General features: G+C 46.7%; 22 protein-coding genes. 1 reads left to right on the top strand and 21 read right to left on the bottom strand.

What is annotated here, in order from left to right:
* Positions 1-23 precede the first annotated feature (23 nt).
* From ANCC_RS12175 to ANCC_RS12210, 8 genes are all read right to left on the bottom strand, one after another.
* Positions 24-1379, bottom strand: a complete 1356-nt coding sequence (locus tag ANCC_RS12175) for a PTS galactitol transporter subunit IIC (protein ID WP_006569081.1) — start codon at positions 1377-1379, stop codon at positions 24-26.
* A gap of 41 nt (positions 1380-1420) precedes the next feature.
* The gene (gatB, locus tag ANCC_RS12180; RefSeq protein WP_006569082.1) at positions 1421-1696 is read right to left on the bottom strand and encodes a PTS galactitol transporter subunit IIB; all 276 of its coding nucleotides are present in this window, start codon (positions 1694-1696) and stop codon (positions 1421-1423) included.
* Entirely contained in the window at positions 1693-2157 is a 465-nt protein-coding gene (locus ANCC_RS12185; protein WP_006569083.1) for a PTS sugar transporter subunit IIA, read from the bottom strand. Before ANCC_RS12185 ends, gatB (ANCC_RS12180) begins: the two co-directional genes overlap by 4 nt.
* Positions 2158-2161: 4 nt before the next feature.
* Positions 2162-4252, bottom strand: coding sequence for a BglG family transcription antiterminator (locus tag ANCC_RS12190; RefSeq protein WP_006569084.1), 2091 nt, complete (start codon positions 4250-4252; stop codon positions 2162-2164).
* 143 nt (positions 4253-4395) lie between these two features.
* Positions 4396-5094 (bottom strand): HAD family hydrolase, encoded by a 699-nt coding sequence (locus ANCC_RS12195; protein ID WP_006569085.1) that lies wholly within the window; start codon positions 5092-5094, stop codon positions 4396-4398.
* A 77-nt stretch (positions 5095-5171) separates the two neighbouring features.
* Complete coding sequence (locus tag ANCC_RS12200; RefSeq protein ID WP_006569086.1) at positions 5172-6338, bottom strand: ABC transporter permease; 1167 nt, start codon at positions 6336-6338, stop codon at positions 5172-5174.
* Positions 6335-7021 (bottom strand): ABC transporter ATP-binding protein, encoded by a 687-nt coding sequence (locus ANCC_RS12205; protein WP_006569087.1) that lies wholly within the window; start codon positions 7019-7021, stop codon positions 6335-6337. Before ANCC_RS12205 ends, ANCC_RS12200 begins: the two co-directional genes overlap by 4 nt.
* 10 nt (positions 7022-7031) lie before the next feature.
* Positions 7032-8636 (bottom strand): efflux RND transporter periplasmic adaptor subunit, encoded by a 1605-nt coding sequence (locus ANCC_RS12210; RefSeq protein WP_039947134.1) that lies wholly within the window; start codon positions 8634-8636, stop codon positions 7032-7034.
* 126 nt (positions 8637-8762) lie between these two features.
* On the opposite strand from ANCC_RS12210, the gene mnmL reads away from it, so the two are divergent.
* On the top strand, positions 8763-9683 hold the full coding sequence (gene mnmL, locus ANCC_RS12220; protein ID WP_006569089.1) for a tRNA modification radical SAM protein MnmL/YtqA: 921 nt from the start codon (positions 8763-8765) through the stop codon (positions 9681-9683).
* Positions 9684-9748: 65 nt separating this feature from the next.
* On the opposite strand, the gene ANCC_RS12225 is transcribed toward mnmL, so the two are convergent.
* The 13 genes from ANCC_RS12225 to gatA form a co-directional block, all read right to left on the bottom strand.
* Entirely contained in the window at positions 9749-9928 is a 180-nt protein-coding gene (locus ANCC_RS12225; RefSeq protein WP_006569090.1) for a hypothetical protein, read from the bottom strand.
* A gap of 61 nt (positions 9929-9989) precedes the next feature.
* Positions 9990-10784: an HAD-IIA family hydrolase gene (locus tag ANCC_RS17700; protein WP_006569091.1), complete on the bottom strand. Its 795-nt coding sequence runs from the start codon at positions 10782-10784 to the stop codon at positions 9990-9992.
* A 12-nt stretch (positions 10785-10796) separates the two neighbouring features.
* Positions 10797-11981 carry a sn-glycerol-1-phosphate dehydrogenase gene (locus ANCC_RS17705; protein ID WP_006569092.1) on the bottom strand — a complete coding sequence of 395 codons (1185 nt, stop codon included), beginning with the start codon at positions 11979-11981 and terminating at the stop codon, positions 10797-10799.
* 511 nt (positions 11982-12492) lie between these two features.
* Entirely contained in the window at positions 12493-12873 is a 381-nt protein-coding gene (locus tag ANCC_RS12235; protein ID WP_156340288.1) for a PTS glucitol/sorbitol transporter subunit IIA, read from the bottom strand.
* Positions 12874-12885: 12 nt separating this feature from the next.
* Positions 12886-14064, bottom strand: a complete 1179-nt coding sequence (locus ANCC_RS12240; RefSeq protein ID WP_006568016.1) for a sn-glycerol-1-phosphate dehydrogenase — start codon at positions 14062-14064, stop codon at positions 12886-12888.
* A gap of 15 nt (positions 14065-14079) precedes the next feature.
* Positions 14080-14529, bottom strand: a complete 450-nt coding sequence (gene rpiB, locus ANCC_RS12245; protein WP_006568017.1) for a ribose 5-phosphate isomerase B — start codon at positions 14527-14529, stop codon at positions 14080-14082.
* Positions 14530-14624: 95 nt separating this feature from the next.
* Complete coding sequence (gene srlE / locus ANCC_RS12250; RefSeq protein ID WP_006568018.1) at positions 14625-15608, bottom strand: PTS glucitol/sorbitol transporter subunit IIB; 984 nt, start codon at positions 15606-15608, stop codon at positions 14625-14627.
* Positions 15601-16152: a PTS glucitol/sorbitol transporter subunit IIC gene (gene srlA / locus ANCC_RS12255; protein WP_006568019.1), complete on the bottom strand. Its 552-nt coding sequence runs from the start codon at positions 16150-16152 to the stop codon at positions 15601-15603. The genes srlE and srlA overlap by 8 nt, the downstream gene beginning before the upstream one ends.
* A 10-nt stretch (positions 16153-16162) precedes the next feature.
* A complete protein-coding gene (locus ANCC_RS12260; RefSeq protein WP_006568020.1) occupies positions 16163-16561 on the bottom strand; it encodes a transcriptional regulator GutM in 399 nt (132 codons plus the stop codon).
* A gap of 224 nt (positions 16562-16785) precedes the next feature.
* Complete coding sequence (locus ANCC_RS12265) at positions 16786-17760, bottom strand: sugar-binding transcriptional regulator (protein WP_006568023.1); 975 nt, start codon at positions 17758-17760, stop codon at positions 16786-16788.
* Between the two features lie 12 nt (positions 17761-17772).
* Positions 17773-18567: a Cof-type HAD-IIB family hydrolase gene (locus ANCC_RS12270; RefSeq protein WP_006568024.1), complete on the bottom strand. Its 795-nt coding sequence runs from the start codon at positions 18565-18567 to the stop codon at positions 17773-17775.
* A gap of 338 nt (positions 18568-18905) precedes the next feature.
* Entirely contained in the window at positions 18906-20345 is a 1440-nt protein-coding gene (gene gatB, locus ANCC_RS12275; RefSeq protein ID WP_006568026.1) for an Asp-tRNA(Asn)/Glu-tRNA(Gln) amidotransferase subunit GatB, read from the bottom strand.
* A complete protein-coding gene (gene gatA, locus ANCC_RS12280) occupies positions 20345-21817 on the bottom strand; it encodes an Asp-tRNA(Asn)/Glu-tRNA(Gln) amidotransferase subunit GatA (RefSeq protein WP_006568027.1) in 1473 nt (490 codons plus the stop codon). The genes gatB (ANCC_RS12275) and gatA overlap by 1 nt, the downstream gene beginning before the upstream one ends.
* Positions 21818-21821 lie beyond the last annotated feature (4 nt).

Raw genomic sequence — 21821 nt, forward strand, 5'->3', positions numbered from 1 at the left:
AGCCCGCCCGGTTTTCTGATGTTTTACTGTTCTTCTTTTAATGCGGCCGCTCTGGCCTTGGATGTCCTTACAGTGAATACGAGACAGACTGCGTAGATTACGGCGATGACAGCCAGCCCTGCAAGATTTTCTCTCGTAAAGATCTGTGTGAACATATAGGTGATCGGTGACCCTCCCTGGTCAAGCGCTGCAATCCTGGATGCTCCGTTTGTCAGGTTCACAGACTTAGCAAGTGCCGTCGTCCACGGAATTGCCTGGTTTGCGATCCAGATGGTCACATACATGATCACAGAGCCTGAGATCAGTGTGCGGAACAGATTTCCCTTGTGCACTGCAACGGCAATGGCGATAAAGAATCCGATGGTTGCCAGATCACCAAATGGAAGAATGACATTTCCAGGCACAATCACTGCGATCAAAATGGTCAGTGGGATAAAGATCAGCCCTGCGGTTACTACCTGGGAATCCCCTAAAAGAATCGCCGGATCGAGTCCGATATAGAACTCTCCGTCCCCGGAACGTTTGGTGAGTATTTCCTTCATTCTCTCTGAGATCGGCATCAGGCCTTCCATGATACATTTTGTGATTTTCGGCATCAGTACCATGACTGCGGACATCTTGATGCCCAGCTGGAGCGCAGCCTGAAAATTATAGCCTGCCAGCGCACCTACTAAAGTTCCGAGGAGTCCTCCGATAACGATCGGTTCTCCGAGCACACCTACTTTTTCCTGCAGTTTATCGGCAGTAATACTGATCTTGTTCAGTCCCGGTATCTTTTCGATAATGGCATCAATCGTGCAGGCAAACGGTGCCAGGTAGGCGGATGTTCCGTGGGGAACGGTGAGCCCTTCCAGTTCAAAATAGTCTTCCATCAGCGGCGCATACAGGTCACCGAATTTGTATGTAAAGATTGCGTGGACCACTACTCCTGCAATACCGATGGCAAAGTTTCCTGTCACCGCATAGGCGATCGCCCCGGTAAATGTCATGTGCCAGATGTTCCAAATATCAATGTTTACAGTTTTGGTAAGCTTGAGTACAAGCATCACCACATTTACAAGAATCGCTACCGGGATCGCAACGGTTGCGATGCCGGATGCCCATGTGATCGGTGACATCCCCGGCCACCCCACGTCTACAACGCTCATGTGAAGCCCAAACGTCTCTGACATGGCCTTTGCCGCAGGCCCCAGGTTGGCATTCATCATGTCTACAATGAGTCCCAGTCCTACAAATCCGACTCCTACCATCAGTCCGGCACGGATTGCCTTTCCTACTTTCACTCCTACAATAATACTCAGTACTGCTATGACGAGAGGCAGCATAACCGATGCACCCAGGCCAATGATGTAATTAATCGCGTCTCCAAAAATACCCATAGTTTTTCTCCTTTACCTCCATGATGTTTCCTGCATGTCTGTTATTTCAGTACTTCTAAAATCTTTGCTTTGGTTTTATCTGCTCCAATCCCTGAGATAAACGGCATTCCTGTGATCAGCGGCACACCGTAATCACGTTTTACTTTTGAAGTCGTCACGATCAGATCTGCTGGAAGATTGGATTCAATCTCCGAGATTCTCACCTGTGCGATCTCCACATCAATCCCATTTTCCTTTGCCAGATCCACCACTGCGTTTGCCGCTACTGTGGATGTTGCCACTGCTCCTCCGCATGCTACGATGACTTTCTTTTTCATAATGAATTCTCCTTTTCTTTGATGATATTTATAATTTCTTCCGGGTTCTGCGCATTGCTGAGTTTTTCTACTACATGAGGGTCCTGCAGAATCCCTAAGATTGCCTGTAATAATTCCAGATGCCCTTTCTCATCCACAGCCAGCATGAAGATAACCCGTACCTCCACGGTCTCATCATCCGTTCCCATCTGTACGAAGGTGACCGGCTTTTTCGTGGTGGCGATGGCGATGCCCTTTTTCAGAACATGGCTCACATCCGTATGGGGAATGGCAACTCCCACTCCCCCCATGTCGACGCCTGTGGGAAAGTCTTTCTCCCTAATCTTTAATGCCTCTACATAGCTGTCCTTACAGTAGCCCAGAGAGACTAATTTTCCCCCCGCCTGCTCAAAAATATCCGCGCTGTCTCTGGCTTCAATCTGAGGCAGAATCAATTCCTTGCTTAAACGTTCCCAAACCATGTTGTCACTCCTTTATTCTCTGTTCATAAGTTTTAATAATCGCCGCCGTCTCCCGCGGACTTTCGGCATTCCACAGTTCTTCCTTAAATCTCTGGTTCGTCAGCATATTGACTAAATGAAAAAACGCTTTGATGTGCTTTTTGTGGTCCACGGTGCTCAGGCAGCAGAAAAATCTCACTTCTTCCCGGTCGCCGTCCTCATCCTCGATGACCACCGGTTCCTTAAGCCGGATCATATTCATTCCAACTTTTTTGCTGCCCAGCTCAAAGCCCTCGTGGGGCAGTGCAAACCCTTTGGAAATGACAATATAACTGCCGTTTTCCAGTACGTTTTCTATCATGGCGTCTACATACCGCTCTTCGATATATCCTTTGAAAAGCAGCGGTTCGGCCGACTTTCTGATAGCATCCTTCCAGTCTCTGCACTCAATATTGAGCTGGATATTCTTTTCTCTCAATAATTCCCACAGAAACGGCTCCCGCTCCTCATCAAAGGACTCTCCAAAATACTCATAGATCTTCATGGAGACTTCCCGAAACAGCTCCGGATCTCTGATCATAGGCCGAAGAATCGCAGAAAGTTCCTCTGGATTTCTGTCTTTTTCGGGCAGCTTCTTTTTGCTTCCCCTGTTCTTTTTCTGCAGAAGCTCGATCTTTTTATTCACTCTCAGGTAATCTTCGTCGGAAAACATCGGTGTCACAAGCACATATTCTCCCTCATAATCCTTTAAGGGAATCGTGGACACGATCATATCAATGTCTTCATAATGACTTTTTCTTAAATCATGAGCAGAGACAACATCGACAATGTGAAAGTCAAAGCGGTTTCTCATTTTTGCAAGAAGGAGCTGCGATGTCCCCACTCCGCCATTACAGACAATGACAACACGGAACTCAATTTCCTTTTTCTTTCTCCTCTCCAGAGCGGCACTGATGTGAATCACGATGTAGTCGGCCTCAATCGCCTGGATCTTTCTTCCCACAAACCGTTCCAGCATCTCAATGTTGTTCTTAACCGCATACAGAGTTTCCTGATTTTGTTCTACGATCTGTCTGAGAAAATCGTCTCTCTGAGTGATATTAAACTCTTTTGTAAAAATGGATTCCAGATGATTGACAAGATTTTCATAAAACACAAAGTCCCGGTTAAGATCCACATGAAGCTCATTGGATATTTGCTCAATGAATTTCCTTGTGACCAGCTGCAGGCCTATGATCCTCTGGTTCCTGCTGTCTTTTTTTATGTAGCTTAAGCTGTCCAGAATATCGCTTAACAGTTCCTTTTCCCCCTGGCTCTCAGGAAGTTCCCAGTACTGGCACACATACCTCAAAATATCCTCTGCCATCTCGTACTTGCTCTTCTTTACCTCCAGAGACTCGGTAATTTGATGCCCCTTTTTCACTCTCTGGATCAGTATGGTCAGATACGAGAGCAGGTAGTTGAACGATGCGTCGGTTAAAAATCTTCCGTGTGCGTGCTCCTGTTCATTGATGATTTTCTGCAGGTTCTGTTTGTCTTCTTTTTTCAGCCTGTGACTGATATTCAGTCCTCTGATAAAGCTCTGGACCACAGAGCCTGCGGCCTGAAAAGATCCGTCCTGGTTCAGAAGTTTTAGAAGACATGCCCGCTTATCACTCTCCTTTCCGTGAAGGACGAGCCCTTTGTTGGAATGGGATTCCACAGTGAGATGTTCCTTTAAAAGCATCTGCTTAACGCTCTCTAAATCGTTGATGACTGTAGCCCTGCTCACATACAAAAGTTCTGCCATATTTGATAAGGTCGTGTAGCCCGAAGCTTCGATCAGGATCGCCGCAATCAGCGGCTTTCTCTCTCCTTTGGAAAGCCGGTATGTGTAAAAATCGTTCTGATTAAACAGGCCTGCTGCCAGTTCGATGTCATCCTCCACAAGGAGTGTCCCGTTGCTTCCCAGTTTTACTAAAGAAAGCTCATGCTGTTCCAAGAAGTCATTGACATCATTGATGTCATTTCTTATGGTGCGCTCCGACACCTGGAATTTCTCTGCCAGTTCACTGATACGGAATGTCTTCTCCAAATCCATGAGTCCCAGCAGAATCTCCCTCGATCTCTTGTTCATTTTTATCCCTCCGTTGCTGTATCTTTACTATATCATCGTCCCCTTTCAAAAAACAGTCAAAAGGATTTCGGACATTTTTGCAAAAAAATAGACAGGTCTAAAACATTTCCATACGTTTTGAAAAGTTTTAGACCCGTCTTTTATTACAGAAGCCTTTGCAGCAGCCGGTACAGTTCTTCTTCGGAACCGACACAATAATCCGGCCGCACCTCGGACACCGGATACGGATAATTCCTCCGGTTTATCCAGATGGAATGAAGACCTGCACTTTTGGCCCCCTCTACATCATTTCGGTAGGAATCTCCCACATACCAGACCTCAGCATCCTGAAGCTTCATCTTATCACATGCATACCAAAAAATCTTTTCGTCAGGCTTTGCGGTCCCCACATCTCCGGATACGAAGATTCTCTCGTCCAAAAACCACTCCCCAAGACCCAATGTTTCTATTTTCTCCCACTGGTGTCCGGATGGTCCGTTGGTGATCACGCCTATGGGAACCCTGTCCCGGCAGAATGTCAGCATTTCTTTTATAACGTCAGAGACACTGATTTGTTTTTGATATCCCGCATAGAATTCTTGAAATTTAAGTGCGTCTTCATCTGATATTTGTATATCAAACTCTTTGAGCGCCTTACTGATCCTGTAAATATACATCTCATCCATTGTCATCTGCCTGCTCTGGGAATGTTCAAAAGCCTCGTCACTGTACTTTCTGCTCAGCGCAAACAGCCGCTCCATATCAATCTCATATGTTTCACCAAATAACTGACGGAAAGCTCTTGCAAAGGGCTCCCGCTGGTCATACAAAGTATCGTCCACATCAAATAAAACCGCATCCATATTTTTTCTCCCTTTTTAATATATAGGATGATTATAACCGACATTTTATGAGAAAAAAAGACAGAACACGAAAGATTTTATTCATAATGAAGGGCTTCCACCGGTTTTAAATTTGCAGCCTTATTTGCAGGGTATAAACCGAAAATAATCCCCACTGCGGCCGAAAATATAAGTGATATCACGCAGATGACCGGAGATATGCTTAAGGATGTATCTACAAATGCGTTTCCTACAGCAAGTATCAAAAAACTCAGAATAATTCCCGTAATTCCTCCCATAAATGACAGTACAACAGCCTCGGTCATAAACTGGGCCAGAATATCCTGTTTCTTTGCTCCGATGGCCTTTCTGATGCCGATCTCCCTTGTCCGTTCCGTTACCGACACCAGCATAATATTCATGATCCCGATTCCTCCCACTAACAGAGAGATACCGGCGATGCCTCCAAGCATCAGCGATAAGGAAGATGATACATTACTGACGCTCTCCGCAATTTCGGCCTGGTTGACGATCGTATAGGAGTCTTCGTCTCCTGTCTTGTTTAACAAAAACCGGTCCACCGCATTCTCAGCCATCGTCAAAGTATCTTCTCCCGACGCAGACACGGTAAAACTCTGTATCGCAGCCTGCTGTAAAAGCCTCTGAGCCGTTTTAAATGGAAGATAAACGATCGTATCATTGGAATCCCTCTGGGATTCCCCGTCTTCTTTCAGCACGCCGACAATCTTAAAATTCTTACCCTTGACACGGATTGTTTCATCGACACAGTCTGTACTCCCAAACAGATCCTTTGCCGCTCCGGCTCCGATCAGACATACCTGGAGCCTGTTTTCATTGTCTACGGTAAGAATCTGTCTTCCGGACGTGATCTCCGTACCCTCGATCTCCAAATATTCCGGTGTGATTCCTTTCAAAGAGACATCGGAGGAATTACCGCCGGCTTTGGCAGTCCCGCTCCCTGTTACCGTAGGGGAAACAGTCTGCACCGCCGGATTGTCCGTCAGCGACTCCAAATCTGAACTCTTGATTCCCGTACTTCTCCGGCTGTTGATCGTCGCGCTGATCACATTTCCTCCCAGTCCCGAGAGTGTATCATTGACCGAACCGGCTGTGCTCTGCGCAATAGACACCAGCAGAGTCACACTGAGGACTCCGATGATAATGCCCAGCATCGTGAGGAATGAGCGAAGCTTGGTAGAAAGAATAGAGGATAGTGCCATTTTCACTGCCTGAGTAAATTTCATGCCGCATCCCTCCCGCCTGTATCAGATATAATCTTCCCGTCCATGATGCGGATCTGTCTTTCCGCTTCTTTTGCCACCTCTGGATCGTGGGTGATCAAAATAATGGTATTGCCCTGTCCGTGCAGTTCTTTTAACAGTTCCATGATCTCTTTTCCTGATCTTGAATCCAGATTGCCGGTAGGTTCATCCGCCAGGATCAGAGACGGTCCCGCCGCCAGTGCCCTGGCAATGGCGACCCTCTGCTGCTGGCCGCCGGACAGCTGCCCCGGCTTATGGTCCATTCTTTTTTCGAGTCCCACCTTCATGAGTTTTTCCATTGCTGTCTTTCTTCGTTCTTCCATCCCGATGCCCTGATAGATCAGAGGCAGTTCTACATTTTCCAGCGCCGTCAGTTTGGCGAGGAGATGGAACTGCTGAAAGATAAAGCCGACCTTCTCATTCCTGATGGCTGCCAGTTCATTTTCCTTCAGTGACTTTACCGGACGGCCGTCCAGCATCACTTCCCCGGAATCCGGCACATCCAGGCAGCCCAGCATATTCATCAGAGTCGATTTTCCGCTTCCGGAAGCACCTTCAATCGCCACAAACTCTTGATCTTTGATGGTCAGCGAGACCCCGTCCAAAGCATGAACCTCTTCTCCGCCGAGAATATACGTCTTTCTTAAATCTTTTACCTCAATCATATGTCTCCTCCTATCTGGACCCGCCCGGCATACCGGATCCGCCGCCGGGTGCCCCGCTTCCGCCGCCTTTTCCGTTTCCGCCGCCCAGGCCGTCCGGTCCCATCATCTTGTCGCCTTCACTTTTATTAGAAGTGTTTTTGGTAATCACCTGAACCTGATCACCTTCGCTGATACCGGAAGTGATTTGGGCATTAGAATCATTCATAATTCCCACTTCTACCTCTTTTAATGTACCTTCTTCGCTTTTATCGCTGACGACTGCCACATAGTTTTTCCCATTCTTTGACTGTACAGCAGATACAGGTACAAGAACCGCATCTGATGCCTCTTGAGTCGTAATTGTGGCAGTAGCACTCATAGCAGGATAGAGATCCTCCGCATCACTGAGTTCTATAGTCACAGGATAGGTGGCTACCCCGTCCGTATTGGTCCCGATCTTGGAAACTTTGGTCACCGTTCCTTTAAATGTTTTATCCTCTATCGCATCCGCTGTCACTGATACGCTCTGTCCGGTCTTAATCTCTTTGATATCCAGCTCATCCACATCAATGTTTACCTTATAAGCTGTTGTACTCACCACTTTACAGAAGGTTTTCCCCTTAGATACCGTGGTTCCTGCGGAGGCTGAAAGTTCATCCACCACTCCGTCATACTTTGCCGTCACCGTCAGATTCTTCTTTTCCTTTTTTAATTCTTCCAGCTGGTCAACCAAAGCCTCATGTTTTGCCAGATTGCTCTCGTATGTTTTTGAATATCCCGCTCCGCTCAATGTGATCAGTGTCGTTCCCGAATACACCTTCTGATTTTTGGACACTTCAATGGAACTCACCGTTCCCTTGTCTCCCGTCACTGTGATCGGGCTGTTGGACTTCAGCTTTCCTGAACCCAGCTTTTTATTGCTGCTGTTATATACAGAAGCCTTTGTATCTACATCATAATAGTAACTGTCGGAGATCACTGCTGTGGCTTTCCCGGAACTGACACCGGAAATCTTCCCGGACACCGAATATTCTCCAAATTTTACGGTGACACTGTCTCCTGTCTTTACGGTTTGTGAGGGCTTAAACTCTATCTTGAGCTTTCCGTCCGCCGAGATTTCCATCAGAGCGCCTTTGCTGTCCATGGTCTTCGCCACTGCTGTACCATCTTTTGCATAAATGCGTTTTACCCTTCCGGAAACTTTAGAACTGATCGTACTTGACGCGCTCTCCGCTCCCTGTGAAAGGGTGCTCTCCAGAGAGGAGATCTGATTTTCCAGACTGCTGATCGAATCCTCCAGCGAAGAACTTGTGAGCACTGCTATGGTATCCCCTTTCTTCACTGAGGAACCGTCTTTCTTTTTAATCGACTGTACGCTCACATCACTGGAAAAAGAGATGGTCTGGGTGGCAGCAGATGCCACCGAACCGCTTCCCTCCACCGTCTTTTTGATCGTTCCCTTTGTGGCCTTCTGAGTCTGGATCTGATTCCCGCCTTTTGCCTTCCTGGTCAAGGCCAATCTTCCTGCAAATACACCGGCCAACACAAATAAAACCAACAAAGCGGCCGTCAGCTTCTTGTGTTTTTTCATTTTTCCCGGTATCATAACCATGATATCCTTCCATTTTTTCTTCATGAATATAAGCCTCCCTATCCTTCTTTTATAGATGTTTTTATCATATAGGAAGAATTTGAAAGGCTTATGATCAATATGTGAAGAAACTATGGAACTATACCACACAGCAGAAAGGAACCGCATCTTATGAATTGGGATGGAAAACGTTATTACTCTTTTAATTCTTATTTAAAGCAGACCTTCGGAGAAAAAGTATACAAAATATCTTTAAACGGTGGCTTCACCTGCCCAAACCGGGACGGCACCCTTGGAACCAGAGGCTGTATTTTCTGCAGCGAAGGAGGCTCCGGAGATTTTGCACCCGACGCTGTTCTCCCCATTGGTGAACAGATTGAAGAAGGCATCCGCATGATCAGGCAAAAGACAGATGCATCAAAATATATCGCCTACTTTCAGGCGTTTACCAATACCTATGCCCCATATGAAAAGCTTCATTCTCTTTTTTATGATGCGATTTTAAGGAAAGAAATTGTGGGACTGGCTGTGGGGACCCGTCCGGACTGTCTTCCCCCGGACGTGCTTAAACTGCTCGATGAACTGAATCAGATAAAACCCGTCTTCGTGGAACTTGGACTCCAGACCATCCATGAGAAAACTGCACAATTCATCCGAAGAGGCTATCCTCTTTCCTGTTTTGAACAGGCAGTAAAAGCACTGCACGATCTGGGGATCAATGTTGTCGTCCACCTGATCCTCGGACTGCCGGGTGAAACGGAAGAGATGATGCTTCAGTCCGTCCGGTATTTAAACCAGCTGCCGGTAAACGGAGTGAAGTTTTCCCTCCTTCATGTGCTGAAACACACTGATCTCGGCATGCTGTACGAAGAAAACCCATTTCCGGTATATGACCTCGATGACTATGTTGATCTCGTCATCCGCTGTATGGAAGAACTACGGGAAGATATCGTCATCCACCGCCTGACAGGGGACGGACCCAAAGATCTGCTGATCGCTCCCCGCTGGACGCTCAACAAAAGAAAAGTATTGAATGAGATTTCCCGGCGCATGAAAGAGACGGGCAGCCGTCAGGGAAAAAGTTTCATCTGAGAAATTTTAATAGGACGTAAAAATACCCTTTCGGAACCTCAACCATGGCTCCAAAAGGGTATTCATTATTTATGGTGCTTTTTGTCCGGCTCAGGTTTCTTTTTTCTGCCTTCATAAGTGTTGTTGTCACACATATTGTTATTGCCGATCTCCACTCCTTTTTTAATCGGAGCGATCAAAAAACCGATGACCACACCCATCCAGAGCCAGAATCCGCCGAAGAAAAATGCTTCTTTTTTTGTCATAATGAGTTCCTCCTTTGATTGTCTCCATTATAACATCCGGCATGGCTGAAATCAATGAAAGCTAAAGTACCTCTGTGATATCCTCCAATGAATCCACAATCACATCCGGCTTCACATCACTTTTCTCCACATCCTCCAAAGTACTCTCCCCGGAAAGTACCAGGATGGAAGTCACGGGACTTCCGTCCGCCACTGCAATATCCGTGTACAGCCGGTCGCCTACGATAGCGATCTCTTCCGGGCGGTACCCTGACTGCTCCACAAAATAATTCAGCGTATGCTTGGAAGGTTTCCCAAAGAATTCAGGAAAGCGTCCCGTGGATGCCTCCACCAGCTTCGCCATGGAACCGCAGTCCGGTATGAAGTTTCCGCCTTCCATCGGACAGTTCCAGTCCGGATTGATGCCGTAATAGGTACAGCCGTTTCTCACATAATGACAGGCTTTCGAAATCTTCTCATAAGTAAGTGTAGTATCAAATCCAAGGATCACGATATCCGGGTTTTCGTCCACAAGCGGCATGTCAAAGGCTTCAAACTCTTTTAACAGCGAAGGGGTTCCTACCACATAGAGGGTTTCCCCCGGATGATTCTTTTTTAAATACTGAATCATTACATGACTGGAAATCATCATTTGCTCCGGTGTAATGGATATTCCCATTCCCGAAAGTTTATCTATGTAGGCCTGCTGGCTCTTGGAAGAATTATTCGTAAAGAAATAATACTCCCTCCCTGTGTCTTCCACTTTCTTTAAAAAGTCCTGTGTAAACGGAAACAAGTCATTTCCAAGATAGATGGTCCCGTCCATGTCGAGGACAAAACATTTGATATCTTTCACTGCCTGAATATTTTGCTTCATCTGTCTTTCTCCTTAATCTTCATCATAAAAGCGATGTGTGATCTTCTCCGCGATCTCCTGCATCTTTCCTTTTTCCACTGCCAGGTCTAAGACGCTGTACCGGTCTCTGACTTTGTATCCGTCAAGCAGACTCTGATAAAACAGATCCCTGTCGATTCCGATTTCTTTTGGGGAAACCGGCGCACCTACGGTTTTTAAAAGTCCTTCCACATATTCCCTGGAAGGCGCCAGCTTCTTTGCCGCCTCCGGTATTTCGTCACCCATGATCTCGAAAATTTCCGCAATGATCGGTGTAGCGATGCCCACTTTGATTCCGTGGAGCTCCGGATACTTTTTCCTTGCGATGAATTCCATCTCCCAGTAATGACTGAGCATATGCTCTGCTCCGGATGCCGGACGGGATACGCCGATCAGTCCCATGGCTACTCCGGTGAGCGTCAGCGCCTCGATCAGATAGAGAACTGCTTCTTCGTCCCTGTCTGCAAGTGCCTCTGCACTTCCGGTTACTTTATCGAGGGCTTTCTGCACGAGAGTCACACATGTCTCACAGCAGTATTCCCCGGTCATCTCCCTGGACAAATACCAGTCTGCGAGAGCGGTAAGTTTTCCGATCACATCCCCGAATCCGGCGCGGATCATATGCATCGGCGCCTGCTTCATGATGTCTGTATCTCCTAGGATACCGTAAGGAAGGGTTGCAATAAAGGAAATCTTCTTTCCTCCTAGGATCAGAGGAGCTCCGTCTGATGCATAGCCGTCCATGGAAGGTGCGGTGCAGACAACGATATATGGGATCTTTGTCCTGGCTGACATATATTTTACCATATCATTCAAAGTTCCGGAACCTGCCGCGATTAAAACATCCGTCTCCGGCTCCAGGTTTAAGAACATGGTTCCCACAGCCTGCTCATCCGGGATCAGAATATCTTCCCCTGAATCCAGTACCACACTTTTCACCTGAAATCCTGCATCCTTCAACAGTGTTTCCGCAGTTTCTCCCGCTGCTTTGTATGTATTGTTGTCGCTCAGCATGTAGACTTTCTTTGCGCCAAGGCCCTTCACCATTTCCGGCAGTTCTTTGATCACTCCCTGGCCCATCACCAGCTTGTCGATATCCAGAGTATGATGCCTTCCGCAGCTGCAGTCAAAACTTGCCTTTGCCATTTCATTCATAGAATAGTTTAAGATCTCATCCATTTCGCTTCCTCCCGAATCTTACTTTCAAATATAGTTACCACCTGCAACAAAAATAATACCACTGGTAATATAACTTCATTTTACTTCCATTCTATGATAAAATCCATACCTTATTTTGAACATTTGTATAAATACTTTTAAAATTGAATTTATACATACATTTGTATAAATATCTATGAGTTTGACTCTTTGCAACCTGCTCCAGCAGACATTACGTCCATTTTGACCAGTTTGGAGGCCTTGCATTCGAAGAGATGTTAGTTTTTCTTCTTTCAGCAAAGGCTCGGAGACAATGAGGTTCAATTCACTAAATTCGCACTTCGCCTACGGCTCCTGCTCATTAAGTTCCTTCGAACGGCCTTCGTACTAAGCTCAGTCCGCACTTCGTTTGCCTTCCCTAAGTACTCTAGGCCAGTGTCAGCGAGTTCCGAACGGGCCGCCGCAGAGACTTTGATGAAAGTTAGAAAATCTTACATCTCTGAGACAGCAAGCCGGAAAACTGGTCAAAATGTCATATGAATTCAATCGTATTTCCCGGTGCAAAATCTGCAGATGTCAAAGGCTCCTCACCTTTTACCGCCTCCACCATAATACATCCCGGGCGCTCTGCTTCCGGGCCGCCCTTAAAGCTTACCGTACAATGTCCAAGTCCCCGGAGAGTCTCGTTTGCTTCTGTACCCACTGCCGTCACTTCAAATCCTTTTTCATTAATCAGCATCATATCTCCGGGCTCAATATTGGCTCTCAGCTCTTCAATCGTATGCAGCACACAGAGATCCTCAAATGCAGGCGGCGCATTATCATTAAACAGAATGATAAAGTTTGACTCAGGATCTCCTAAAAACGTCAGCGAGTCTTTCCCCAGCTTTTGGATTCTTGTAAAATATTTCATTTCATCTCTCCCTTACTGATAAATACGGTTGGTTATTTTTTCTGCAATTTCTTCTAGTTTTCCTGTTTTCAGGGCCAGTTCCAGAATACTGTACCGGTTTCTTACCTTGTATCCCTCCAAAATGCTGTTATAAAACAGTTCTCTGTCAATTCCGATATTCGTCGGATATACCGGCGCTCCCACTGTCTTTAAGAGGCCTTCCACATATTCTCTGGAAGGCGCCAGTTTCATGGCTTCTTCTGGCACCTCGTCCTTCATCAGTTCAAATATTTCCGCAATCACTGGCGTCGCGATGCCGACCTTGATGCCGTGCAGTTCCGGGAATTTTCCCTTGGCGATAAAGTCCATCTCCCAGTAGTGGCTGAGCATATGTTCTGCCCCTGAAGCCGGGCGGGATACACCGATCAGACCCATAGCCACCCCTGTGAGGGTCAGCGCTTCAATCAGGTAAAGGACCGCGTCATCGTCCCTCTTTGCCAGGGCTTCTGCGCTGCCTGTGACTTTGTCCAGTGCTCTCTGCACAAGGGTCACACAGGTCTCACAGCAGTACTCATCCACATTTTCTTTTGCCAGATACCAGTCGGCAAGGGCGGTCAGTTTGCCCAGCACATCGCCGAATCCGGCGTGGATCATATGCATCGGCGCCTGCTTCATGATATCCGTGTCCCCGATGACGCCGTAAGGAAGTGTGGCGACAAAGGATATTTTCCTTCCCTCCAGAATCAGCGGTGCCCCGTCGGCCACATATCCGTCCATGGAGGGAGCCGTACAGACGATCACATATGGAATCTTTGTTCTCGCAGACATATATTTTGCCATATCATTGATGGTCCCTGAGCCAACGGCAACGATCACTGCCGTATCCGGCTCCAGATTGAGGAACATCGTTCCCACGGCCTGTTCGTTGGGGATCAGGATATCATCCCCGGAATCCAGCATTACATTTTTCACAAGATAATCCTCGGCTTCCAGAATCGAGAGCACCCGGTCTCCCGCTGCCTCAAATGTGTGATTATCACTGAGCATGTAAACCTTTTTGCCGGAAAACGGCTCCAGTACTTTCGGAAGTTCCTTTAGAACCCCCTGCCCCATGATGATATGCCTGATATCCAGTGTATGATGTCTGCCGCAGCTGCAGTCAAAATCTGCTCCTGCCATTTCATTCATTGAATAATTTAAAACTTCATCCATATGCTCTCCTCCTGCCTATTTGCTGAATTGTTTCTCGTAATAAGTAATCCTCTCGACCTTTTCGGTAGACGGCCCGTCTTTAAATTCAAGCCCCATCCAAATGTCCAAAAGGTATAAGGCCAGCTGAGGTGCGATCACCCTGGCTCCCATGCACATCACATTTCCGTCATTGCTCAGAATGGAGCGCTCTGTAGAAAACGGATCGTGACAGACCGCTGCCCTGATTCCCGGCACCTTGTTTGCCGTCATAGCCATACCGATGCCGGTGCCGCACACGAGAATTCCCCTGTCACACTCACCGCTGGCCACTCTTTCACAGGTTTTTACTGCTACATCCGGATACAATGCGGTTTCTCCGGCCTCTACTCCATTGTCCACATATGTATGCCCTGTCTCCTCCAGTCTCTTTTTGATGGCCTCTTTTAACTCATAAGCTGCTTCGTCACATCCAATTGAAATCTTCATATACTTCTGCCTCCTTTGATTTTATGTCTTCATTTTACCTTTTTATTTAAGCAAAGTCTATATAAAAGATTGAAATTATGTATAAATATTATTTTCTATCCATGATATAGTCCAAAGCTTGCAGCGAACGCAATAATAACCGCCAGCGGCCCAGTAATAACACGGGAATACAAAACAGACGGAACACCCAATTCGATCGTTTCTGACTCACACTCCGCAAGGCTCAGCCCCACCGGGATGAAATCACATCCTACCTGGGCATTGATCGCAAAAAGTGCCGGCAGTGCATATTGGGCCGGTATCTTGCCCATAGCGATCTGTGATCCCAGAAGAGTTCCCACGACCTGTGCGATAACAGCTCCGGGACCGAGCACCGGTGACAAAAACGGCATAGCACAAATAAGTGATATGATCAGCATTCCGGGAAGCGTGGCACACAACGGCGAAATTGTCTTAGCAATGACGTTCCCAAGTCCCGTAGCTGTGATGATTCCAAGGATAGTGCTGGTAAATGCCATGAACGGAAGGATATTCTTTACTACCATTTCAATCGTTTCACGTCCTGCCGCAAAAAACTTTCCGACAACCTGCCCTACTCCGATGCCGAGTCTCGTGATCAATCCCGGACGTTCAGCCGTCTGTTCCTGTTTCATTTCCCGGCTGCCGTCTCTTTCTTCTTCGGGCTCTTTCTTCTCCGTGACAGCTTCACCATCAGCATAAGACAGACAATTTTCATTCACAGCAGACACGTAAATATCCGGAGTAATATATTTTGCCAGAGGCCCTGACTGCCCCACAGGATTTAAATTGATGGTGAAAATCCCTTTCTGCGGATAAATTCCGCACCGCAGCGTTCCTCCGCAGTCTACGATAGCCACCAGGATTTCTTCATCCGGCACGTTATTCTTGTGGCCGTCGACAGCTTCCCCTCCGGTCATCTCCGCCAGTTTTGCCCCCAGCGGATGAATGCCTCCTATCGCTGTCATACAAAGAATCTTATTGCATGTTTCTGTTGCCTGGACTACAAGCGGTCCCCCGTATCCTCCGGAACCTGCGACGATTTTTACTGGCTTATTCATGGACAGCTACCTCCTTCTTTCCCATCTTCTGATATTTGTTGCTGAGCATCAGATAAATTCTTTCTGTCACCATACCGCGGATGAAAATGACGACAAGTCCTACAAGAAAATAGCGGACCGCCAGATCACCCAGAGGCAGATTCAGCTTTTGAATGCCTGCGGCGATCCCCATGTATACGAACAGCTCGCCGGCGTTGGCGTTAGGAAAGAATCCCAGCACCGGGTGACAGAAGCTGATGGCCGCGTCAAAAAAAGGAACCTTATACTTTTCTTCTACAAATCTTCCAAACGTATATGCCATCGGGTTGCCGACACAGATCATTGCGATGACAGGCAGAAATAAATACCGGCACAGCCTGTTTCCGGTGATCCTCATACAAAATTTTTCTACCCTGTCTTCTCCGATCAGTTTTATGATCGCATTGACTGCAGTCATCAGACATACTACCGTTGGAATAATCGTAGTCACCCAGCTTAAAAACGTCTGTCCTCCCGTGGAAAACAGCTTCATGAATCCATTCGCTAAATTAGATATAACCTGCATATGTTCCTCCTTACGCTCTCATTTCCAATGCTTCCAGTGCCTGTATGTATCCTTTATAGTATTTCTGTTTCTTCTTCGTCATACTGCGGAGTTCCAAAAGGACTTCCCGAACATCCCTTCCCAGTATCCGCACATGATAAACCTCAGACACCGGATGGAATCTGGCCAGAAATGAAATTCCGTCCATAGCTTCTCCGCCGGTGATCCTTCCGCCGTCATCGCATGCAAGAATGACAATATGGCCTCCGGATAACAGACGTCCTCTTTTCTGTCCGATCCCTACTGCTCCGTCCCGGTTTACTCTCCGCACGGCTTTCTCATAATCTTTGATCTGAAAAATCCCTCCGGCAGACTGAAGCAGAAACAGCACTAGAAACACTCCAAAAAGAATCAATACATGATTTGACATTTTCTCTCCTTTCTTTGATCTTTTTTTCTGTACATGTATTTTAACTCTTTTATTATTATATAGTCTATACTTTTTATTGAAATATTGTATAAGTATTTCATATCAGTCCCATATTTATACAACATTTCAATACATATCAGCACAACAAAAGACCTTCCGGAATTCTGCGGTTCCGGAAGGTCCTTACTTTTATCCTATATGAACTTATGATGATGTTTCAAATATCAAACTTCTTTCAGCATCTGTCTTGCACATTCAGAGTCTGTGATCAGGACATTAATATTTTTGGAACGCACGGCTCCGACGACAGATTTGGATTTTTCAATCCCTCCTGCAACCCCGATCCTAATGTCAATCTTCTTCAGCTGTTCCTGTGATATGCCTGCCACACGCTGATTAAAAGAATCAAACGGTTTGGTATTTCCTTCGATGTTGTAAAAATACAGAGACGCATCTCCGACCGCCCCCATCTCGACAAAATTCTTTAATTCATTCTCCGTTAAATACCCTTCTGCCACAAGAGCTGTTCCTCCGGCCTCCGGGATTCCGATCCCCATGACCACCACCCTGAGCTTTGAAAAATATTCATAAATGTAGTTCACCGTCTCCTCCTGAAGGAAGATGTCTTTCACCTCTTTGCTGGAAAAGATACCGGGCGACAAAAACTGGACATAATCGCCGCCGAATTTTTCCGCAAATTCCACTGCGATCCGGTTGGACTGTACATCCCTTTTTTCCGTCCGTTTCTGGGATATCCCGCCGTACAGGGGCACAAATAAAAGCTTATTGCCTTTGTTATAAGTTTTATCAACGTGTGCAATGTGGTAAAGCGTCCGCCCCATGGTGACTCCTACATAGTCATCATTTTTGAGAATATGGCTCAGATAGTCAAAAGCCGCCTCTGAAAGCATGTCCATCTGCTCCTCTTTCGTATCCAGCGGTTCGCTCTCCACAATGATGGCCTCTTTCAGTCCAAATCTCTGTTCCAGCTTCTGCTCCAGTTCCCCGTAATCGTAACTGATCGGGTTGATGACCTCGATTTTTACAATTCCCTGTTCTCTTCCGAGAGCAAGCATCCTGGATACGGTGGCCCTGGAAAGTCCCAGGGTATTGCAGATCTCCACCTGGGTCTTATTTTTCATATAGTATAAATTGCAGCATTTATAAATCAGACGGTCGTCATCGACAATTTTTTTCATCTGCTTCCACCTTTATATTAATTCTAATTCTCTCAGCGCATGATAGATACCGTTTTCTTTTGTCGTCTGGGTGAACATATCCGCGGTCTCCTTCACCGCGTCACTGCAGCGTCCCATTCCGATACCGGTCCCGACATTTTTAAGCATCTCCACGTCGTTGTCTGAATCGCCGAATGCATAGAGATTCTCTTTGGAAATGCCAAGATCATCCGCTACCTGGACAACCGCGTCTCCTTTCGTGACACCTTTGAGCGTAATGTCAAAGAAATTCTCACGGACATGTTTCGCACACTCGAAGGTATCTGCGTATTCCTTTTTGAAATCCTCAAAAACATCCGGTGCTTTATAATTCATCGTAAGCTTTGATATGTGCTGCTTTTCCCAGTACTTCCATGGAGCGTACCACCCCATCGGCAGGCTGAACAGACGGCAGAAATACTTAAAAAATTCCTCGTCGTTATGTAAATAATAGGTTACATCCTGGGTATCCATCTGGATGATCGTATCTCTTATAAAGTATTTGTCTATGACTTCATGCAGCAGATCTTCCTCAATATAAATATCCCTGAGCACTTCCCCGTCCACTTCCGCATAGCTTCCATTGCAGGTGACGGCCCCGTCAAAATGCTCGATATCCGCCTCTAAAAACCGCTTGGTCCGCCCTGAACAAAGCAGGGCTGCATAGCCGTTATCCTGAAGCCTTCTGATGGCCTCCAGGGTTTTCGGCGTAACCGTCTTGATATGATCCACTTCATCGACTAATGTTCCGTCGTAGTCAAAAAATACCGCTCCTTTATATTTCTTCATAGTATGGCTCTTCTCCTTATTGATCGTGCTCGTTTACTTAACCAATACTATTGTACTTTCTTTTAATTCCCATTTCAAGCGGTATCCTACATCATAAGCACCTGCATGATCAAAATCAGGGTTATTCCAAGGGAAAGCAGAAACATCGACCTGTAAAAATCCTTCATGATAACGCTCCTTCTGATTTGTTTTTCCGTTGTATTTTATGTGATACTGTTATCATACCGGATTTCTCTTTCAGAATTCCCAACCAATTTGTGAAAAATTTCTTAACATTTTGTGTTTTTATACAAAAACAGAAGCTTTGGATGACAATCATACCAAAGCTTCTGTTCTTTTTATAAACTTTCTAATATTTCTTTCAGTATCTTATTGACAACTCCAGGATCTGCTTTCCCCTGAGTTGCTTTCATAGTCTGCCCCACAAGGAATCCCATGGCTTTTTTCTTTCCTGCCTTATAGTCCTCCACTGACTTTGGATTGTCTTTGACGATCTGTCCGATGGTTTCTTTCAGAGCCCCCTCGTCATTCATTGATTTCAATCCGTGCTCTTCAACATAGGCTTTCGGGTCCACATCTTCTTTGAAAATCTTCTCAAAGACTTCTTTTGCGACCTTTCGGTTGATCTCATTTTCTTTCACCATGCTGATCAGGGCTGCCAGATGCTCCGGTGAAAAAGAAAGATCTGTAAGGTCCATTTCCGAATCGTTAACCAGACGCATTGTCTCTCCCATGAGCCAGTTGGATACTTCCTTCGCCTCGGCTCCGTGGGTGATCGTCGCCTCAAAAATATCTGCCAGATGTTTGCTTCCCGTGATAATGTCAATATCATAATCCGGAAGGCCGTATTCTTCTTTATAGCGGTTTCTCTTTTCATCCCGCAGTTCCGGCTGTGCCTCTTTTATCTGGCTGATCCACTCATCGCTGATGATGACCGGCACGAGATCAGGGTCCGGGAAGTAGCGGTAATCCTGTGCGTCCTCTTTGGAACGCATTTGATAAGATTTTTCTTTTGTATCGTCCCAGCGTCTTGTCTCCTGCGTCACTTCTTTGCCTTCTTCCAGCAGAGAGATCTGGCGGTCCGTCTCTCCTTCAATCGCACGTCTGATCGCCTTAAAAGAGTTCAGATTTTTCATCTCTGTCCTTGTCCCGAACTCTTCTGCTCCTGCCTCTCTTATAGAAAGGTTGACATCGGCTCTCATGGAACCCTCCTGAAGCTTACAGTCGGAGGCGCCGAGATACTGGATGATCAGTCTGAGTTTTTCCAGATAAGCCACGACTTCATCAGCGGAACGCATATCCGGCTCTGAGACAATCTCGATCAGCGGCACTCCGGAACGGTTGTAATCCACAAGGGAACAGTCTTCCCATTCGTCATGGATTAATTTACCCGCATCTTCCTCCATATGGATCTCGTGAATTCCAACGGATTTTGTCCCCCCGTCCGTTTCGATCTCCACATGTCCGTCCCGGCAGATCGGAAGATACAGCTGGGAAATCTGATAATTCTGCGGATTGTCGGGATAAAAATAATTCTTCCTGTCAAACTTGCAGTTCTGTGTAATGCTGCAGTTGGTCGCAAGCCCAACAGCCACGGCATATTCGACTACCTGTTTATTTAATACCGGAAGAGAACCCGGCATTCCGGTGCACACCGGACAGGTATGTGTATTCGGCGCTCCTCCGAATTCTGTGCTGCATCCGCAGAAAATCTTCGTTTTCGTCGCCAGTTCCACATGGACTTCCAGTCCGATAACGGTCTCATATTGTTTACTCATTACTGAACACCTCCTTTGGCAATTTCTGGTGCTTCATAACTTCTCGTCTGCTCAAATGCATAGGCAGCCCGGATCAGTTTCTTTTCCTGGAAGCAGTCTCCCAAAAGCTGCAGACCGATCGGCAGTCCTTTGCTGTCTTTTCCGCACGGCACACTGATTCCCGGCAGTCCTGCCAGGTTTGCAGAAATCGTGTAAATATCTCCGAGATACATTTTGATCGGATCACTTAAACTGTCCCCAAGCTTCGGGGCGGTGGTAGGTGCCGCCGGCCCGAGGATCAGGTCATAAGAGGCAAATGCCTTGTCAAATTCCTGTTTGATCAGTGCCTTTGTCCTCAGTGCCTTCAAATAGTACGCGTCGTAGTAGCCGGAACTTAAGACAAAAGATCCAAGCATGATCCTTCTTTTGACCTCCGGCCCGAATCCTTCGGAACGTGTCTTTTTATACATGGCATGGAGTCCCTCTGCTCCCTTTGCGCGGTATCCGTATTTTATACCGTCAAACCGTGAAAGGTTTGAACTGGCTTCCGCCGCGGCAATAACATAGTATGCAGGGATGGCGTAATCCACGAGCCCCAGGTCAAACTCCTCAATGACGGCTCCCTTTTCCTCCAATGTACGGGCAGCATTCATGACAGCTTCCCTGACTTCAGAGTCCAGTCCTTCCCCGAAATAGTCTTTCGGGATTCCGATCTTCATTCCTTTCACATCGTCAACTAAAGCCGATGTAAAATCATACTCATCCCGCTCAATGGATGTGGAGTCTTTTTTGTCATACGATGCCACAGTTTCCAGAAGAGCCGCACAGTCGGATACATCTTTGGCCATCGGCCCGATCTGATCCAGGGAAGAACCGTAAGCGATCAGTCCGTATCTTGAAATTGTACCATAGGTCGGTTTCATTCCGGTAATTCCGCAGAAAGATGCCGGCTGGCGGATGGATCCTCCGGTATCTGAGCCGAGTGCCATGAAACACTCTCCTGCCGCCACTGCTGCTGCCGATCCGCCGGAAGATCCTCCCGGCACATGTTCCTGATTCCATGGATTTTTTGTCGGCCCAAATGCTGAAGTTTCAGTCGTGCTTCCCATGGCAAACTCATCCATATTCGTCTTTCCTATGATGACCACACCGGCAGCGATCAGGTTTTCCACCGCCTGAGCGGCATAGGTCGGAACAAAATTTTCCAGAATTCTGGAACTGCACGTAGTTTTATATCCCTTTGTACAAATATTATCTTTCACAGCCATCGGAACACCGGCCAGCGGCCCGGTCAATGTGCCGTCATCGATCTGTTTCTGCACCTCTTCTGCTCTCTTTAATGCACTCTCTTCATCATATGATACATAGGCATGCACCGCCGGCTCTGTTTTCCTGATTTGTTCCAGAACAGCCTGTACTGCTTCTACTGAGGTGATCTCTTTTGCTTTTATTTTTCTGCCCAGTTCCAGGGCTGTCAAATCTAAAATTCCCATGGCT

The organism is Anaerostipes caccae L1-92, from assembly GCF_014467075.1.
Taxonomy (GTDB): Bacteria; Bacillota; Clostridia; order Lachnospirales; family Lachnospiraceae; genus Anaerostipes; species Anaerostipes caccae.

Coding starts and splice junctions, on each gene's coding strand:
- ANCC_RS12175 (WP_006569081.1), bottom strand. CDS start 1,379: ATGGGTATTTTTGGAGACGCGATTAATTACATCATTGGCCTGGGTGCA.
- gatB (WP_006569082.1), bottom strand. CDS start 1,696: ATGAAAAAGAAAGTCATCGTAGCATGCGGAGGAGCAGTGGCAACATCC.
- ANCC_RS12185 (WP_006569083.1), bottom strand. CDS start 2,157: ATGGTTTGGGAACGTTTAAGCAAGGAATTGATTCTGCCTCAGATTGAA.
- ANCC_RS12190 (WP_006569084.1), bottom strand. CDS start 4,252: ATGAACAAGAGATCGAGGGAGATTCTGCTGGGACTCATGGATTTGGAG.
- ANCC_RS12195 (WP_006569085.1), bottom strand. CDS start 5,094: ATGGATGCGGTTTTATTTGATGTGGACGATACTTTGTATGACCAGCGG.
- ANCC_RS12200 (WP_006569086.1), bottom strand. CDS start 6,338: ATGAAATTTACTCAGGCAGTGAAAATGGCACTATCCTCTATTCTTTCT.
- ANCC_RS12205 (WP_006569087.1), bottom strand. CDS start 7,021: ATGATTGAGGTAAAAGATTTAAGAAAGACGTATATTCTCGGCGGAGAA.
- ANCC_RS12210 (WP_039947134.1), bottom strand. CDS start 8,636: ATGAAGAAAAAATGGAAGGATATCATGGTTATGATACCGGGAAAAATG.
- mnmL (WP_006569089.1), top strand. CDS start 8,763: ATGAATTGGGATGGAAAACGTTATTACTCTTTTAATTCTTATTTAAAG.
- ANCC_RS12225 (WP_006569090.1), bottom strand. CDS start 9,928: ATGACAAAAAAAGAAGCATTTTTCTTCGGCGGATTCTGGCTCTGGATG.
- ANCC_RS17700 (WP_006569091.1), bottom strand. CDS start 10,784: ATGAAGCAAAATATTCAGGCAGTGAAAGATATCAAATGTTTTGTCCTC.
- ANCC_RS17705 (WP_006569092.1), bottom strand. CDS start 11,981: ATGGATGAGATCTTAAACTATTCTATGAATGAAATGGCAAAGGCAAGT.
- ANCC_RS12235 (WP_156340288.1), bottom strand. CDS start 12,873: ATGAAATATTTTACAAGAATCCAAAAGCTGGGGAAAGACTCGCTGACG.
- ANCC_RS12240 (WP_006568016.1), bottom strand. CDS start 14,064: ATGGATGAAGTTTTAAATTATTCAATGAATGAAATGGCAGGAGCAGAT.
- rpiB (WP_006568017.1), bottom strand. CDS start 14,529: ATGAAGATTTCAATTGGATGTGACGAAGCAGCTTATGAGTTAAAAGAG.
- srlE (WP_006568018.1), bottom strand. CDS start 15,608: ATGAATAAGCCAGTAAAAATCGTCGCAGGTTCCGGAGGATACGGGGGA.
- srlA (WP_006568019.1), bottom strand. CDS start 16,152: ATGCAGGTTATATCTAATTTAGCGAATGGATTCATGAAGCTGTTTTCC.
- ANCC_RS12260 (WP_006568020.1), bottom strand. CDS start 16,561: ATGTCAAATCATGTATTGATTCTTTTTGGAGTGTTTCTAGTGCTGTTT.
- ANCC_RS12265 (WP_006568023.1), bottom strand. CDS start 17,760: ATGAAAAAAATTGTCGATGACGACCGTCTGATTTATAAATGCTGCAAT.
- ANCC_RS12270 (WP_006568024.1), bottom strand. CDS start 18,567: ATGAAGAAATATAAAGGAGCGGTATTTTTTGACTACGACGGAACATTA.
- gatB (WP_006568026.1), bottom strand. CDS start 20,345: ATGAGTAAACAATATGAGACCGTTATCGGACTGGAAGTCCATGTGGAA.
- gatA (WP_006568027.1), bottom strand. CDS start 21,817: ATGGGAATTTTAGATTTGACAGCCCTGGAACTGGGCAGAAAAATAAAA.